Consider the following 15,423-nt stretch of genomic DNA (forward strand, 5'->3'; position numbering starts at 1 on the left):
CAAATGGTTATTAATAAGTTTATTGGATAAAATTATAAACATATTACGAGCAAGTTATATGAACGATGGAAATTCAAAGTCCCCTTCAGGGGATTTAGGGGTACTATTAGACGGTAAATATGTATCAGAAAAAGTTAAAGTTCAAATTGCCGAAGAGGCAGCTGAATTTTTAAGTAAAACGGGAAGAAAACCGCATCTGGTTGCCATTTTAGTTGGTAATGATGGTGGTAGCGAAACTTATGTAGCCAGTAAAATGAAAAACTGTGAAAAGGTGGGTTTTAAATCCTCACTTCATAGATATGATAATTCGGTTACTGAGGCAGAATTATTAGCCAAAATTGAAGAAATTAATCAGGACGCTGATGTTGATGGATTAATTGTTCAATTGCCTTTACCGAAACACATCGACCCTGAAAAAGTAACAGAAACAATCGATTATCGTAAAGATGTTGATGGTTTTCATCCGGTAAACTTGGGTAGAATGATGCGTAATTTACCTTGTTTTATCCCAGCTACGCCGTATGGCATTTTATTGATGTTGCAAGAGTACAATATCGATACTACAGGAATGCATTGTGTTGTTGTGGGTAGAAGTAATATTGTTGGTAGTCCGATGAGTATTTTAATGGCTCGTAATGCTAACCCAGGCAACTGCACGGTAACGCTTACGCACTCACGCACAAAAGATTTAAAGGAACAAGTTCTTCAAGCTGATATTGTTATTGCAGCAATTGGGAAAAAGAATTTCGTAACTGCAGATATGGTTAAACCAGGTGCGATTATCATCGACGTAGGTATTAACCGCGAAACTTCTACTGAAACCAAATCTGGCTTTAAGCTTTATGGTGATGTAGATTTTGATGATGTGGCTCCAAAGTCTTCATTCATCACTCCTGTTCCAGGTGGCGTTGGTTTGATGACGATTGTAGGATTATTGAAAAATACTTTAGCATCAGCAAGAAAAGAAATCTATTCGTAAAGCTGAAAGGTAAAAGCTAAAAGACTAAACCGAAGTTCTGCCGTTTAAAAACATCAAAAGCAATTCATAATATGAGTTGCTTTTTTTACGTATAATATTTTTTAACCACACGTATATTTATTATATTTGTGTATAAACAATAAAATAATGGATGCAAAACTCACTTTAAGCTTTAACCAAGATGTAGTAACTAAAGCTAAAAAATACGCTGCAGATAACAATATTAGTTTATCTCGCTTAATCGAACACCTACTCACTCAAGTTACCGCAACCGAATATAAATCGCTTGAAGATTATCCAATTAGCGATTGGGTAAACATGGTTGCCGAGGGCGAAGTTGAATACAAAAAAACAGTTAAGGCTACTCGTAAATCCTCAAAGGATGCATTCTTTTCCTCTAAAAAATAATCGATGCTACGAATATTTTTAGATGCAAATGTGCTGGTTTCAGTGCTGAATAAAGAGTACCCTCTATTTACCTATTCTTCACGAATTTTGAGTTTAGCTTCACATCCAAAGTTTGAGGTTTATACTTCGCCGCTTTGCTTAGCGATTGCTTTTTATTTTGCTGAAAAGAAACACAGCTCAGCGCTTGCTAAGCAAAAGATAAATTTACTTTGTCAGCATATTAAAATTGCTGAAAATTCATCAAAAGGTGTTTCAGATACTTTATCGAATAAGAAAATTCACGATTTTGAAGATGGTTTGGAATACTATGCAGCGCAACAAAAAGATTGCAAATGCATCGTTACCGAAGATATTGAGGATTTCTATTTCTCTGATATTGAGGTTTTAAATTGTCAGGATTTTTTTAGAAGATATTTATTAAATTAATTCCGTCAGGTGAAACCGACGGCAACAAAAGAATGGTTATTAAAATTCATCGCTATCTGCTGCGTTAACGATGGAAGCGGCATCCTTTTTGGCTTTTTCTGCCAAAAATATACAACAGACAGCGTGTTAAAACGCCCATGTTATTTTATTCACTCCACCTCTCTCTGTCAGTTGAAACTGACGGCAATTATAGCTTATCTCGATGAATATGAACCCCATAACTTACTCCACCAGCTTTCTTCAAAACCAATATACAAACCATCTTCTCTCATTTCGGTAGGATAAATATCAATGTAATCACCTTGTCCCTCTGCTCCTCTTCCGGTTTTTAAATCATAAGTATAACGGTGAATTGGACAAATTAATTGACCATTTTTACACCATCCACCAGAAAAATGACCTCCGGCATGTGGACAAAAAGATTGTGTTGCTATAATTTCATCTTCATTATTGATAATACATAGCTGTTTTCCGCCAACTTCTATAGTTTTAATATCTCCACTGGAAGGAATTTGAATCTTATTTAGTCCTTTAAACCACTTCATACAGCTAAAATAAGTATTTAAATATCAGTGTTATTTCATCTTTCGATTAAATTTTAAATGAAGAACCACTACACCATATTTTTTTAAGATATTTGCATCCTCAAAAATGAAACAAGACATACCAGAAGACGGCACATTACTTCCCTTAATGGAAGAGTTCTATACAATACAAGGCGAGGGATTTAACACTGGCAAAGCGGCATATTTTATCCGCTTGGGTGGCTGTGATGTAGGTTGCCATTGGTGTGATGTTAAAGAAAGCTGGGATGCAGAAATGCATCCTTTAACACCATCAGATATAATTGTAGAAAATGCTGATAAATTTCCAGGAAAGGCTGTTGTAATTACCGGTGGCGAGCCTTTAATTTACAATCTAGATTATTTAACCAACAAGTTAAAAGAGCGAGGAATTTTAACTTTCATAGAAACCTCTGGAGCATATCCCCTTTCTGGAAACTGGGATTGGATTTGTTTATCGCCTAAAAAATTTAAAGCGCCACGACCAGATATTACACCATTTGCACATGAATTAAAAGTGATTGTTTTTAATAAAAGCGATTTCAAATGGGCGGAGGAATACGCTGCAATGGTATCTCCCAACTGTAAGTTATATTTGCAGCCAGAGTGGTCTAAATCGAAAGAAATTACGCCAATGATTATAGAATATGTAATGGCAAACCCAAAATGGGAGATTTCTTTACAAACGCATAAATTTTTAAATATTCCTTAAAAACAATACATTAGCTTAATAACCAATGTATTTTATGAGGTTTTGTTTATCTGTTTTGTTTATCTTAATTGGCTTGGCTGTTTATGCACAAGGCTCAAGCAATAAAAAAGCTCAAAATTTCTTCGAAAGAGCAACTCCATTTATCGAGAAACAAGATTATGCATCGGCAGAGCAGGTTTTAAAAAGTGCTATTGAAACTGACCCTTTATTTCAAAACGCGTATATAATTCTTGCTGGCGTTTACAGTTTGGAAAAGAAATATATCGATGCAAAATCTACTTACCAAAAAGCTATTCTAATAAATAAAAATGTTGCTCCAATAGTAATTTATGGGTTAGCAGAAACTGAATTTGCTACACAAGAATACGATAAGGCAAAACAACATTTTGAGGAATTTCTTATATTGGATTCGTCTTCTGACAGATCGAAGAAAGCAAAGAAATATCTTTTAGATTGCGATTTTGCAGCTATGGCGATTAAAAAACCTGTTAATTATAGTCCTGTAAATCTTGGTCAAGGTGTAAACACAACAGATTCCGAATATTTTCCAGCACTTACTGCTGATGGAGAAACACTAATTTTTACACGCCAAGTTAATGAAAATGAAGATTTCTGGACCTCGCAGTTTAAGGATAACTCTTGGAATTTAGCTAAGCCGTTATCTACCAAAATCAATACCAGTAAATATAATGAGGGCGCTCAAACAATCTCTCCTGACGGAAAATATTTGTTTTTCACAGGCTGTAACCGTCCTGATGGATTGGGCAGGTGCGATATTTATGTTTCGCATCGTGAGGGAAAAGATTGGGGTGAGCCTTACAACATTGGCAAACCAGTAAATTCAGAATACTGGGAATCTCAACCAGCAATTAGTCCTGATGGTAGAACTTTGTATTTTATTAGTAATCGTCCGGGTGGTTCTGGTGGTTACGATATTTGGAAAAGTACCATTACCGATGATGCCAAATGGGGACCAGCCATCAATCTTGGCGCAGATATAAATACAGCATACGATGAAAACACACCTTTTATTCACGCTGATGGAAAAACGCTCTATTTTTCATCTGACGGCTGGCCGGGCTTTGGGAATAAAGACATGTATTACAGCAGAATGGATGATGCCGGAAAGTTTCAAAAACCAGTTAACTTAGGTTACCCCATAAATTCGTTTGAAAATGAAAGTGGTTTAATTGTTAGTGCTAATGGAAATCTTGGAATGTTTTCTTCAAACCTAAGGGATGGTTTCGGTGGACAGGATATTTATAGCTTTGGCATTCCTGAAACTGTAAAGCCTTTAAAAGTTTCCTATGTAAAAGGAATAGTTCGGGATAAAGACAGTAAGAAAACAATTGAAAGTAACGTTCAGGTGATAGATTTAAAAACCAATAAAACTGTTTTTGATGACTACACGGATGCAGAAACCGGACAGTTTTTGGCTGTAATGCCAATTGGGAGCAATTACCTCTTCAATGTAAATGCCGAAGGTTATCTATTTTATTCGGAAAATTTTGAATTAAAGCAAGGCGATATTAACAAACCTTACCAAATTGAGGTTTCAATAGGGAAAATAAAGCAAGGTGGCAATGTTACCTTAAGAAATATATTTTTCGATACGAATAAATTTAATTTACTTCCAGCATCCATCAGAGAGTTAGATTTATTAATCGAATTCCTGCACCAAAATGAAACCGTAAATATCGAAATTCAAGGTCATACTGATAATATTGGCAATGACAAACTAAATGAAAAATTATCATTTAACCGATCGAATGCGGTTTATAATTATTTGATTAAAAACGAAATTGATACGAAAAGACTTACATTTAAAGGATTTGGTGCAAGCAAGCCAATTGCGGATAATAAAACAGAATTAGGCAGAAAAAACAACCGTCGCACATCTTTCGTAATCACTAAAGTTTAAAATATCGAAACACCATAGCTTTAAGACTAACACGATATTTATCCTAAACAAATTTCAAAGTTTTTTTTGTTATTAAGCTGCTGAAATAAATTCAGATTGATGATGAACTTTAAAATTTTTTACCTTTCAAAACCCTAATTTCAGATCCCTCGGCCAACATCACCGAATCTGGTTGAGCATGATTTAGGAAAGCAAAGTCATGGCCATAGTTTATTCCAAAATCCACATCAATTGTATAATCTTTAACAGGATAAACTTCCCAGCGAGGGTGTTCTACACCATATTCTGAAGTTCTATTCGGACCAATTTTTGTATAGCCCCAATAATGTTCTGTGATAAATTCTTCCTCACTACCAATTGGAATTTCAACTAATTTAGAAGATGCAGTTATAGAAAATTTATTCCAGGTTTTATTTTTCCAAAGATAATCCACCTCCAATTGATGCTCTTGTTCTATCCAAACATGTTTCATTGGTAAAGTTTGATAATTTTCTTTGTAAATGGTATTCGCTACAAATGTAATTGCTGGCAAAGGAACTATTTCCTTTACAAAAACAACGCCTCGTTTCCATTCTTCTCCATCTTTATAGCGCACATAAAACCTAAGATTTACTTCTTCAAAATTGGTATGGAATGGAATATTAAAGCCTCTCAGCTTTACATCTGCAAACATAAAACCGACCAAACTAACGTAATATTTACCTTGCCAATCATCTAATTCGGTCTGTGGTGGAAGATATTTCAAAAGAATTTCCTTATCAACAGCGTATTGAGCAAGCGCAAGCTTACGCCATTCCGCAGTTAAGAAAACCCCTTTATTTAAAGCCATTACAAAATCGCTTGTCTAATACGCACCAATTTAACCAATGTTTCTTCTAATAAATCTAAGTGCAACATATTAGCGCCATCGGATTTCGCGTTAGCGGGGTCTGGGTGCGTTTCGATAAACAAACCATCAGCGCCAACAGCAATTGCTGCTTTTGCAATGGTCGAAATCAATTCAGGTTTTCCGCCAGTTACGCCGCTACTTTGATTGGGTTGTTGTAACGAGTGCGTGCAATCCATTACCACCGGAACGCCAAAAGTTTGCATTTCAGGTAAACCTCTATAATCAACAATTAGATCCTGATAACCAAAAGTATTTCCCCTATCTGTTAAAATCACTTTATCGTTTCCAGCCTCCTTAATTTTCTCTACAGCAAATTTCATTGAACCTGCCGAGAGAAACTGACCTTTTTTAACATTAACTACTTTGCCTGTCTGTGCCGCGGCGATTAATAAATCTGTTTGGCGACAAAGGAAAGCAGGTATTTGCAAAACATCTACATAAGCAGCAGCTATTGCAGCCTCATCACTTTCGTGAATATCCGTAACAGTTGGCACGCCAAATTCGCGACCGATGCGTTCTAAAATTCTTAGTGCTTTTTCATCGCCAATTCCTGTAAAAGAACTGCCCTTACTTCTATTTGCTTTGCGGTAAGAACCTTTGAAAATATAAGGGATTTGAAGTTTATCTGTAATCGAAATAATCTTTTCGGCAATTCTCATTGCAATATCCTCACCCTCAATTGCACATGGACCAGCCATTAAAAAGAAATTACCAGATTCTGTATTTTTTATTTTATCTAAATAGTTAAGCATGTAAGTGGGATTATGTAAAATGCATGATGGTAGATATAATAAAAATGCATGAAAACATTATCCTTATTACATCTACCATCGTAAATCAAAGCTTAGTTCCCTAACTCCGACATAAATTTAATTCGCATCAATTGAATTTCTTCGCGAGTATAATCGGTTTCGCCAAGTTCATTAAGTGCTTCATCTATAGAATCATTTTCAGCTGCACGGAAATAATCAAAAACTTCATCCTGTCTATCGTCATCAATCACTTCGTCAATGAAATAGTTCAGGTTCAGTTTAGTTCCTGAGTTTACGATAGATTCAACTTCTTTCAAAATCTCCTCATAGGTAATGCCTTTTGAATCGGCAATATCTTCTAAACCAATTTGTCTATCAATATTTTGGATGATAGAAACTTTCATTTGAGATTTATTCGCCTGAGTTTTGATAATTAAATCAATTGGCCGCTCAATGTCGTTATCCTCTACGTATTTTTTAATCAATTCTATAAACGGAGTACCGAATTTCATAGCCTTACCCGAACCTACGCCAGAGATTTGTTTCAATTCTTCTGATGTGATTGGGTAATGCGTACACATTTCTTCTAACGATGGGTCTTGAAAAACCACAAAGGGAGGAACACTTTTTTGCTTAGCGATTTTCTTACGTAAATCTTTAAGCAATTGCAACAAATGAGTATCCAACGCACCAGTGCCTTGCTTTACATCATCATCATCATCATCGCCACCAGTTTCTATAATTGGTTCGTTTAAAATAAACTTCAAACTATAAGGATTGATGATAAAATCTCTGCCCTGCTTGGTTAATTTAAGTAAACCATAATTATCAATATCTTTAAAGAGGTAATTATTTAAAACAGCCTGGCGAATGATTGATTTCCACATCAATTCTCCATCTTGCTTACCAATTCCGAATTCTGGATCTTTACTATGTTCGTAAGCAATGGTTTGAGCAGTTTCTAATCCAAGGAAAACATTAAGTAAGTGAGCATCATCAAACTTTTCTCCAGTTTTTTCAATAAACTTTAAAACGGTTGAAAGTTTTTCTTCAGCGTCGAATTGTTTTTTAGGTTTTTTGCAATTATCGCACATACAATTGCAACCTGTTTCGTTAAAGTTTTCACCAAAATAATGCAAAATCTGTTTACGGCGACAAACGCCAGATTCAGCATAATCGATTACTTCCTTTAATATTTGTGTACCAATTTCACGTTCAGAAACTGGCTTATCTTTCATAAACTTTGCCAGCTTATCTACATCTTTTTGTGCGTAAAAAGCAATACAAACCCCTTCGCCACCATCACGTCCTGCCCTGCCAGTTTCCTGATAATAGCCTTCCATGCTTTTAGGTACATCGTGGTGAATTACAAAACGAACATCTGGTTTATCGATACCCATACCAAAAGCAATTGTTGCTACGATTACCTCGGCATCTTCCATCAAAAATTTATCTTGAGTTTCTGCCCTGATTTTTGGTTCTAAACCTGCATGATAAGGTAAAGCACTAATTCCATTCAAATTCAATGCCTCTGCAACTTCCTCAACTTTTTTACGGCTAAGGCAGTAAATAATTCCAGATTTACCAGGATTCGATTTAATGTATTTTATAATTTCCTTGGTAATATCCCTTTTAGGGCGGATTTCATAAAATAAATTCGGTCGGTTAAATGACGATTTAAATAAAGTAGCCTCAGTCATTCCAAGATTTTTCATAATATCTTGCTGCACTTTTGGCGTAGCAGTAGCTGTTAAGGCAATAATTGGGATGTTATTTCCTAATCCAGCGATCACTTGCTTAATCTTACGATATTCAGGTCTGAAATCGTGGCCCCACTCCGAAATACAATGCGCTTCATCAACCGCAACGAAAGATATTTTAATCAAATTTAAAAATTCGATGTTATCCTGTTTAGCTAAAGATTCTGGCGCCACATAAAGTAACTTTGTATGCCCTGCAAGTAAATCAGATTTAACTTGAGTAATTTCAGATTTGTTTAGGGATGAATTAAGAAAATGTGCAATACTATCATTTCCACCAAAAGCCCTTAACTGGTCTACCTGGTTTTTCATTAAAGCTATTAACGGAGAAATCACAATTGCAGTTCCTTCGCTCATTAAAGCTGGTAATTGATAGCAAATAGACTTCCCTCCGCCCGTTGGCATAATCACAAAAGTGTTATTGCCCTCTAATATATTTGTAATGATCGACTCCTGATCACCTTTGAAATTATCAAACCCGAAGAAATTTTGTAGGTTATCAAATAACGACTTTTTCACGTCCATTTTGTGTAATAAAATATGCGATGCTATTTTTCTATCCAAAATAACATAATTTTACAAGAAATTCAAGTATGAACAAACAATTTTTTTCTCTTTGAAAAGTAAAAAATCAATTATCCAATCGGCTGTAAGCACTTTAGAGCTCGAAGCGGCGGCAATATTAAATGTTGCTAAGAATATTAATGGTGATTTCGAAAAGGTAGTATCAACCATTTTACAATGCAATGGGCGTGTAATTGTTACTGGAATAGGTAAAAGTGCAATTATTGCTCAAAAAATTGTGGCTACATTTAATTCAACAGGTACGCCTGCCATTTTTATGCATGCTGCAGATGCCATTCACGGCGATTTAGGTATGATTCAAACAAATGATGTTATTATCTGCTTATCCAAAAGTGGCAACACGCCAGAAATTAAGGTATTAATTCCTTTACTTAAAGTTGCAGGTAACGTGCTGGTTGGTATGGTTGGAGAAAATAATTCTTTTCTAGCGCAACAATCTAATTTAGTTTTAGATACATCTGTTGAAAAGGAAGCTTGCCCACATAACCTTGCGCCAACAACCAGTACTACTGCCCAACTGGCTATGGGCGATGCATTGGCAATTTGTTTATTAGAATGTAGAGAGTTTAATGAGGCAGACTTTGCAAAATATCATCCGGGAGGTTCGCTTGGTAAAAAACTTTATCTAAAAGCCGGCGATTTAGCCCTAGCAAATGAAAAACCTTCTATAAAATTATCTGCCTCTGTAAAAGAGGTTTTAATTGAAATTAGCAAAAACCGTTTAGGTGCGGTTGCTGTTGTTGATGAAGAAAATAGAGTTTTAGGGATAATTACTGATGGTGATATTAGACGTATGTTAGAAAATAATACCGATATTGCACATTTAAAAGCTGAAAATATTATGGGTAGAAGTCCTAAAAGTGTTCAGTATGATGAGCTTGCGGTTGATGCACTTGACATGATTAAAAAAAATAACATTACACAACTTTTAGTTCTTAAACAAAATACATATTTTGGAATCATTCACTTACACGACCTTTTAAATGAAGGTATTGTGTAATTTTAAATTATAAAATGAATAAAGATTTTTATGCTTTAATTATGGCTGGTGGCGTTGGAAGCCGCTTTTGGCCTGTTAGCCGAACCGAATATCCTAAACAATTTATCGATTTTTTTGGAATAGGGAAAACATTAATACAAAGTACTTACGAACGCTTTTTAGAAATCTGTCCGCCAGAGAATATTTTTATAGTTACTAACGAGATTTACTCTGATCTTATAAAAAAGCAAATACCAGACATAACAGATAACCAGATATTAGCTGAACCTTTGCTTAGAAATACAGCACCTTGTATTGCTTATGGATGTTTAAAAATATCAGAATTAAATCCAAATGCAGTTATTGTTGTTGCACCGTCTGACCATACAATCGCAGATATGGATGGATTTGTTACTTCGATTGAGCAATCTCTAAAAGCAGCGTCTGGAAGTGATTGCCTGATTACGTTAGGCATTAAACCAAACCGTCCGGATACTGGCTATGGCTATATTCAACATACCAACCATGTTTTAAGCACCGATAAAGAATTTCATAAGGTTAAAACTTTTACCGAAAAGCCAAATTTAGAATTAGCTAAATCTTTTATTCAAAGTGGCGATTTTTTATGGAACGCAGGTATTTTTATTTGGTCGGCAAAAGCAATTCTTAAATCATTTCAAAGGCATTTGCCAGATATGTTTGATATTTTTAATTCTGGCAAAAACGAATTAAATACCAATCGTGAAAAGGCCTTTATAGGCAATGCATATCTACAATGCACCAATATTTCTATCGATTTTGGAATTATGGAAAAAGCAGAGAACGTTTACGTTCTTCCTGCCGATTTTGGTTGGTCTGATTTAGGAACTTGGGCATCTATTTATGAAATGGCTGATAAGGATTATGTTGGCAATGCAGTAATCCCATCAGAGCAAGTTGTAATGTTCGATTCGTCTAACTGTATGGTTAATGTACCAAAAGATAAACTGGTTATTTTAAACGGCTTACACGATTTTATCGTTGTAGAAAACAATAACATGTTATTGATTTGTCCACGGGATGAAGAACAGAAAGTTAAAGAATTTGTTGCCGAAGTTAAATCAAGATTCGGGGCAAAATATATTTAATCTTATAGCCTATTTAAAGTAAAAATCCTGATAAATTTCAAGCTAATTAGTTGAAATTTATCAGGATTTTCTATTATAAGAATTATTTTGAACTCCTTTGTCTAACCGCTTCGTATAAAATTACACCAGCAGAAACTGAAACATTTAAAGATTCTATTTTACCAGCCATCGGGATTTTAGCTAAATGATCGGCAACACGTAGTAATTCGTTTGAAATACCTTCATCTTCTGAGCCCATCACAATAGCTGTAGGCATTGTGTAATCTGGAGCGTAAATTAAATCGTTAGTTTTCTCTGTACAAGCCACTATTTGTAATCCGCTATCCTGAAGAAATAAGCACGTTTTATGAAGATTTGAGTGACGGCAAATTGGAATACTAAATAAGGCTCCGGCAGATGTTTTAATTGCATCAGCATTAATTTGGGCAGCATTTTTTAATGGTACTACAATAGCATGAACACCAACACAAGCTGCAGTACGAGCAATTGCCCCCATGTTACGAACATCAGTAACACTATCTAAAACTAATATTAAAGGCACCTCTCCTTTCTCGAAAATAGCGGGAACAATATCTTCTATATTTTGATAAGTAATTGGTGAAATCACTGCAATTACGCCTTGATGATTCTTTTGAGACATTCTATTCAATTTCTCAACCGGAACAGAGTTTAAGGGAATTAATGTTCCTGACAGCAGTGCTTTTAATTCCAGAAACAAGTCACCACCTAAACCTCTTTGTACATAAATTGTTTCAATATCTCTGCCAGCCTTAACGGCTTCGATTACGGCTCTAATACCAAAAACAAATTCATTATTTTCCTTTACTCGTTGCGGTCTTCTAAAATTATCCATGTTTAAAAATTGTTAGGCAAAAGTATTCAAATAAATGTTTTGCCCCTAATCTATAATGCGCTTATTAACATTTAAGTGTTTAAAAATTTTTCATTTTTATAAAATCGTTATAAATTTCAATCTGGTTAGATGTCAATTTGTTAACAAACAACTAAGAACTTCTTCAAACAAAGAGGGTAAAATTTAACTACTTTTGTTCTATGAGTTTCGAAAACGAACAGGGCGGAAAAGGCAATATTACATCCCGAAAAGCAAGACTAACCAATACAGTAAGTTCCATGGGGAAACTTCCTCCACAAGCATTAGACCTGGAAGAAGCTGTTTTAGGTGCTCTAATGCTCGAAAAAGATGCTTTATCAGCTGTAATTGATATTTTAAAACCTGAAATTTTTTATCAGGAAGCACACCAAAAGATTTTTGCAGCAATTCATCAACTTTTCGAAAAATCTAAACCTGTAGATATTTTAACAGTTACTTCTGAAATGCGTCAACAAGGCACTTTAGAAATGGCTGGCGGAGCCTATTATATTACAAACTTAACCAATCGTGTTGCTTCGGCAGCTAACATAGAATACCATGCCCGAATCATTTCTCAAAAATATATTCAAAGAGAATTGATTAGAATTTCGACTGATATTATAACTAATGCTTACGAAGATACAACTGATATTTTCGATTTATTAGACCATGCCGAGAAAGGTTTATTTGATATTGCCCAAAATAACTTACGTAGAGATACGCAAAAAATGGACGATATTATTAAGCAATCGTTAGCTACGTTAGAAGAACTAAGAACTAAAACCGATGGTTTAACTGGTGTTCCAACCGGATTTACTGGTTTAGATAGAATTACCGGAGGATGGCAAAAACAAGATTTAGTAATTATTGCTGCTCGTCCGGCGATGGGAAAAACAGCTTTCGTTTTAACATGTGCAAGAAATGCAACTGTAGATTTTGCAAAGCCAACAGTTGTTTTCTCTCTGGAAATGTCTTCAGTTCAGTTAGTGAATCGTTTAATATCAGGCGAAGCCGAAATTGAGCAAGAGAAAATTAGAAAAGGAAATTTACAAGAATGGGAATGGCAACAGCTACACAGTAAAATTGGTCGTTTAACCGAAGCCCCACTCCTAATTGATGATACGCCTGCCCTAAATATTTTTGAATTCAGAGCGAAATGTAGAAGGCTGAAATCTCAATACGATATTCAATTGGTAATTGTAGATTACCTACAGTTAATGCATGGTAAAGGTGAAGGTAAAGGTGGTGGTAACCGTGAACAGGAAATTGGTAGTATATCAAGAGCTTTAAAATCGGTAGCTAAAGAATTGGATGTTCCAGTTTTGGCACTATCACAGTTAAGTCGTGCGGTAGAGAGCAGACCAGGTTTACAAGGAAAAAGACCAATGCTTTCGGATTTACGTGAATCGGGTTCGATTGAGCAGGATGCGGATATGGTTTTATTCCTTTATCGCCCAGAATATTATGGAATTACTGAAGACGAACAAGGAAGATCTCAGGCTGGTATTGGTGAGGTAATTATTGCAAAACACCGTAATGGTGAAACTGGAATTGTGCCACTTAGGTTTATTGGTAAGTTTGTTAAGTTTACCGATTTGGAAGAAGATTTCAGCGCTCCGTCTTCTTTTGCAGCAGCCGATCCATCTGCCGGAATGTATCCATCACAAGATTTTGAAAAACAAAGTAACGTTATTATTCGTCCATCAAAAATGGATGATTATAGCGACGATGACCCACCGTTTTAATATGTAAGATGGTGGCTGTGAAATGGAATGTTTAGTTTATCTTTTTAAATAGTTTAGTTCCATCTTAGCTGATACATCTTCTATCAAAACAAATAACCAACCATAATACCGATTAATACAATAACCGGAGGGCTAATTTTTGTATAATTTAATAACAGAAACGTAGCCAGCATTATTCCTAAAAAAAGCCAGTTAAATCCTATCGGAATAATTAGCAAAATAAATGCGGCGAAGATAAAACCAACACTTACAGCATTAATTCCAGATAAACTGTGTCGGATTCTGGATATTTTTTTTAAATCATCCCAAAAAGGAACAATAAAAAGAACAAGAATCAATCCTGGCAAATTAATTCCAATTACACCAATTATACCACCAAGTATTTGTCCCCACATTCCATAGCCGAAGTTTTTCATACTCAATGCACCAAGATAGCTGGTAAATGAAAATGTTGGCCCTGGTAAAGCCTGTTGCAATGCAAAGCCCGATAAAAATCCAGAAGCTTGAAGATAATGCTTCATTTCTACAAACTCGGTATACATTAAAGGCACCAAAACCTGCCCACCACCGAAAACCAAAATTCCGTTACGATAAAAATTTTCGAGTAAACGAATTGGCAAACTAAATGGAGAAGTTCTGTTAATAATTGCACCTACCAACGCGAATAGAAGTAAAGCACCTAAAAAGTAAATCAATTTTTTAGGGTTTACATTAGAGAAAAGTCTAACTCTTAATTCTGTTTCTTCCTTTGGTGTTTCAATTGCTGAAGATATCATTCCGCCAATTAAAATTGCCAAAGGAAAAACGTAAGCATTTTTTAAAACTAAAGTTGCTACAACTGCCGCTACCGAAAGAAAAACAGACATTTGTGAGGTTAGCACCTTTTTACCTAGTTTAAAAGCACCATAGGCAACTATTCCCAATGCAATAGGTTGAATATATTCTAAAATATCATTAAATTTCTGTTTCTGGTCTAACATCGCATAACTAATCGCAGCAAATGTCATAATTGTGGCGGTTGGCAGAATCCAGATTAGAAACGTAATTATTGCCAACCTAACCTTACCAACTTTCCAGGCAATACCAACAAGTGTTTGTGTAGATGCTGGCCCTGGTAAAACCTGTGCCAACGCGTTTAACTCTAATAATTCTTCCTCTGAAATAAATTTTGTGTTATGAACAAAATATTTCAACAGCAAAGCTAAATGCGCCTGAGCTCCACCAAAAGAGGTGAAAGTAAAAAAAACTACGTTTCTAATAAACAGCCATTGTTTTTTAGCTGCAATAGGTTTGGTTTGCATTAGCTCAAAACTAAAAGCCCATTTAGGGGTTTGGGGTTAATCATCTTCATAATCTAATCCGGCAGCTGTGTTATACGCGCCTTGTAATTCAGAAAAAGCATGCATATCTCTTTTGTTTCTGGCAACGACCATCCCTTTCTGATAAATTTCGATTGCTTTCTCTTTCTCTTCGTCCTTTTCGTATAATTTCCCCAAATGGTAATAAGTTCCCACATAATCTGGGTGTTTATCAGTTAATTGAAGGTAAAAAGAATAGGCCTTTTCTTTATCATTTAATACGTTATACTCTGTGGCTAAGGCATATAGTATAAACGGATCGTTCGAATCATTTTCTAAAAACTCTAATAACTTACTTAAACGGGTAGATGACATTTTATTTCCTTGCTTTTTTAATTAAATTTGCAG

General features: G+C 35.2%; 15 protein-coding genes. 8 read left to right on the plus strand and 7 right to left on the minus strand.

What is annotated here, in order from left to right; genetic code table 11:
- The first annotated feature begins 58 nt into the window (after positions 1-58).
- The 3 genes from ACFOUY_RS02340 to ACFOUY_RS02350 all read left to right on the plus strand — a co-directional run bounded on the left by ACFOUY_RS02340 (position 59) and on the right by ACFOUY_RS02350 (position 1,813).
- Complete coding sequence (locus ACFOUY_RS02340; protein WP_378958915.1) at positions 59-979, plus strand: bifunctional 5,10-methylenetetrahydrofolate dehydrogenase/5,10-methenyltetrahydrofolate cyclohydrolase; 921 nt, start codon at positions 59-61, stop codon at positions 977-979.
- A 147-nt stretch (positions 980-1,126) separates the two neighbouring features.
- Positions 1,127-1,387 carry a DUF6364 family protein gene (locus ACFOUY_RS02345; RefSeq protein WP_378958841.1) on the plus strand — a complete coding sequence of 87 codons (261 nt, stop codon included), beginning with the start codon at positions 1,127-1,129 and terminating at the stop codon, positions 1,385-1,387.
- Between the two features lie 3 nt (positions 1,388-1,390).
- On the plus strand, positions 1,391-1,813 hold the full coding sequence (locus ACFOUY_RS02350) for a PIN domain-containing protein (RefSeq protein ID WP_378958842.1): 423 nt from the start codon (positions 1,391-1,393) through the stop codon (positions 1,811-1,813).
- Positions 1,814-2,007: 194 nt separating this feature from the next.
- On the opposite strand, the gene ACFOUY_RS02355 is transcribed toward ACFOUY_RS02350, so the two are convergent.
- Complete coding sequence (locus ACFOUY_RS02355; protein ID WP_378958843.1) at positions 2,008-2,358, minus strand: Rieske (2Fe-2S) protein; 351 nt, start codon at positions 2,356-2,358, stop codon at positions 2,008-2,010.
- A 106-nt stretch (positions 2,359-2,464) separates the two neighbouring features.
- Between ACFOUY_RS02355 and ACFOUY_RS02360 the strand changes: the two genes are divergently transcribed.
- Complete coding sequence (locus ACFOUY_RS02360; protein WP_378958844.1) at positions 2,465-3,088, plus strand: 7-carboxy-7-deazaguanine synthase QueE; 624 nt, start codon at positions 2,465-2,467, stop codon at positions 3,086-3,088.
- A gap of 34 nt (positions 3,089-3,122) precedes the next feature.
- Positions 3,123-5,009, plus strand: coding sequence for an OmpA family protein (locus tag ACFOUY_RS02365; RefSeq protein WP_378958845.1), 1,887 nt, complete (start codon positions 3,123-3,125; stop codon positions 5,007-5,009).
- A 109-nt stretch (positions 5,010-5,118) separates the two neighbouring features.
- On the opposite strand, the gene ACFOUY_RS02370 is transcribed toward ACFOUY_RS02365, so the two are convergent.
- The 3 genes from ACFOUY_RS02370 to recQ form a co-directional block, all read right to left on the minus strand.
- Positions 5,119-5,838, minus strand: a complete 720-nt coding sequence (locus ACFOUY_RS02370) for a YqjF family protein (RefSeq protein WP_378958846.1) — start codon at positions 5,836-5,838, stop codon at positions 5,119-5,121.
- Complete coding sequence (kdsA, locus tag ACFOUY_RS02375) at positions 5,838-6,650, minus strand: 3-deoxy-8-phosphooctulonate synthase (protein WP_378958847.1); 813 nt, start codon at positions 6,648-6,650, stop codon at positions 5,838-5,840. The genes ACFOUY_RS02370 and kdsA overlap by 1 nt, the downstream gene beginning before the upstream one ends.
- A gap of 92 nt (positions 6,651-6,742) precedes the next feature.
- Complete coding sequence (gene recQ, locus ACFOUY_RS02380; protein WP_378958916.1) at positions 6,743-8,935, minus strand: DNA helicase RecQ; 2,193 nt, start codon at positions 8,933-8,935, stop codon at positions 6,743-6,745.
- 91 nt (positions 8,936-9,026) lie between these two features.
- Between recQ and ACFOUY_RS02385 the strand changes: the two genes are divergently transcribed.
- Both ACFOUY_RS02385 and ACFOUY_RS02390 read left to right on the plus strand, forming a co-directional pair.
- On the plus strand, positions 9,027-9,995 hold the full coding sequence (locus ACFOUY_RS02385) for a KpsF/GutQ family sugar-phosphate isomerase (RefSeq protein WP_378958848.1): 969 nt from the start codon (positions 9,027-9,029) through the stop codon (positions 9,993-9,995).
- Positions 9,996-10,009: 14 nt separating this feature from the next.
- Positions 10,010-11,101, plus strand: coding sequence for a mannose-1-phosphate guanylyltransferase (locus ACFOUY_RS02390; RefSeq protein WP_378958849.1), 1,092 nt, complete (start codon positions 10,010-10,012; stop codon positions 11,099-11,101).
- 82 nt (positions 11,102-11,183) lie between these two features.
- Here ACFOUY_RS02390 and rlmB read toward each other — a convergent pair whose 3' ends face one another.
- Complete coding sequence (rlmB, locus tag ACFOUY_RS02395; protein ID WP_378958850.1) at positions 11,184-11,954, minus strand: 23S rRNA (guanosine(2251)-2'-O)-methyltransferase RlmB; 771 nt, start codon at positions 11,952-11,954, stop codon at positions 11,184-11,186.
- 200 nt (positions 11,955-12,154) lie between these two features.
- Between rlmB and dnaB the strand changes: the two genes are divergently transcribed.
- Complete coding sequence (dnaB, locus tag ACFOUY_RS02400) at positions 12,155-13,717, plus strand: replicative DNA helicase (protein WP_378958851.1); 1,563 nt, start codon at positions 12,155-12,157, stop codon at positions 13,715-13,717.
- A gap of 83 nt (positions 13,718-13,800) precedes the next feature.
- Here dnaB and chrA read toward each other — a convergent pair whose 3' ends face one another.
- Together chrA and ACFOUY_RS02410 are read right to left on the minus strand one after the other, a co-directional pair.
- The gene (gene chrA / locus ACFOUY_RS02405) at positions 13,801-15,018 is read right to left on the minus strand and encodes a chromate efflux transporter (protein WP_378958852.1); all 1,218 of its coding nucleotides are present in this window, start codon (positions 15,016-15,018) and stop codon (positions 13,801-13,803) included.
- Between the two features lie 36 nt (positions 15,019-15,054).
- Positions 15,055-15,390 (minus strand): tetratricopeptide repeat protein, encoded by a 336-nt coding sequence (locus tag ACFOUY_RS02410; RefSeq protein WP_378958853.1) that lies wholly within the window; start codon positions 15,388-15,390, stop codon positions 15,055-15,057.
- Positions 15,391-15,423: the final 33 nt, after the last annotated feature.

It is taken from the genome of Pedobacter jamesrossensis (assembly GCF_042650905.1).
Taxonomy (GTDB): Bacteria; Bacteroidota; Bacteroidia; order Sphingobacteriales; family Sphingobacteriaceae; genus Pedobacter; species Pedobacter jamesrossensis.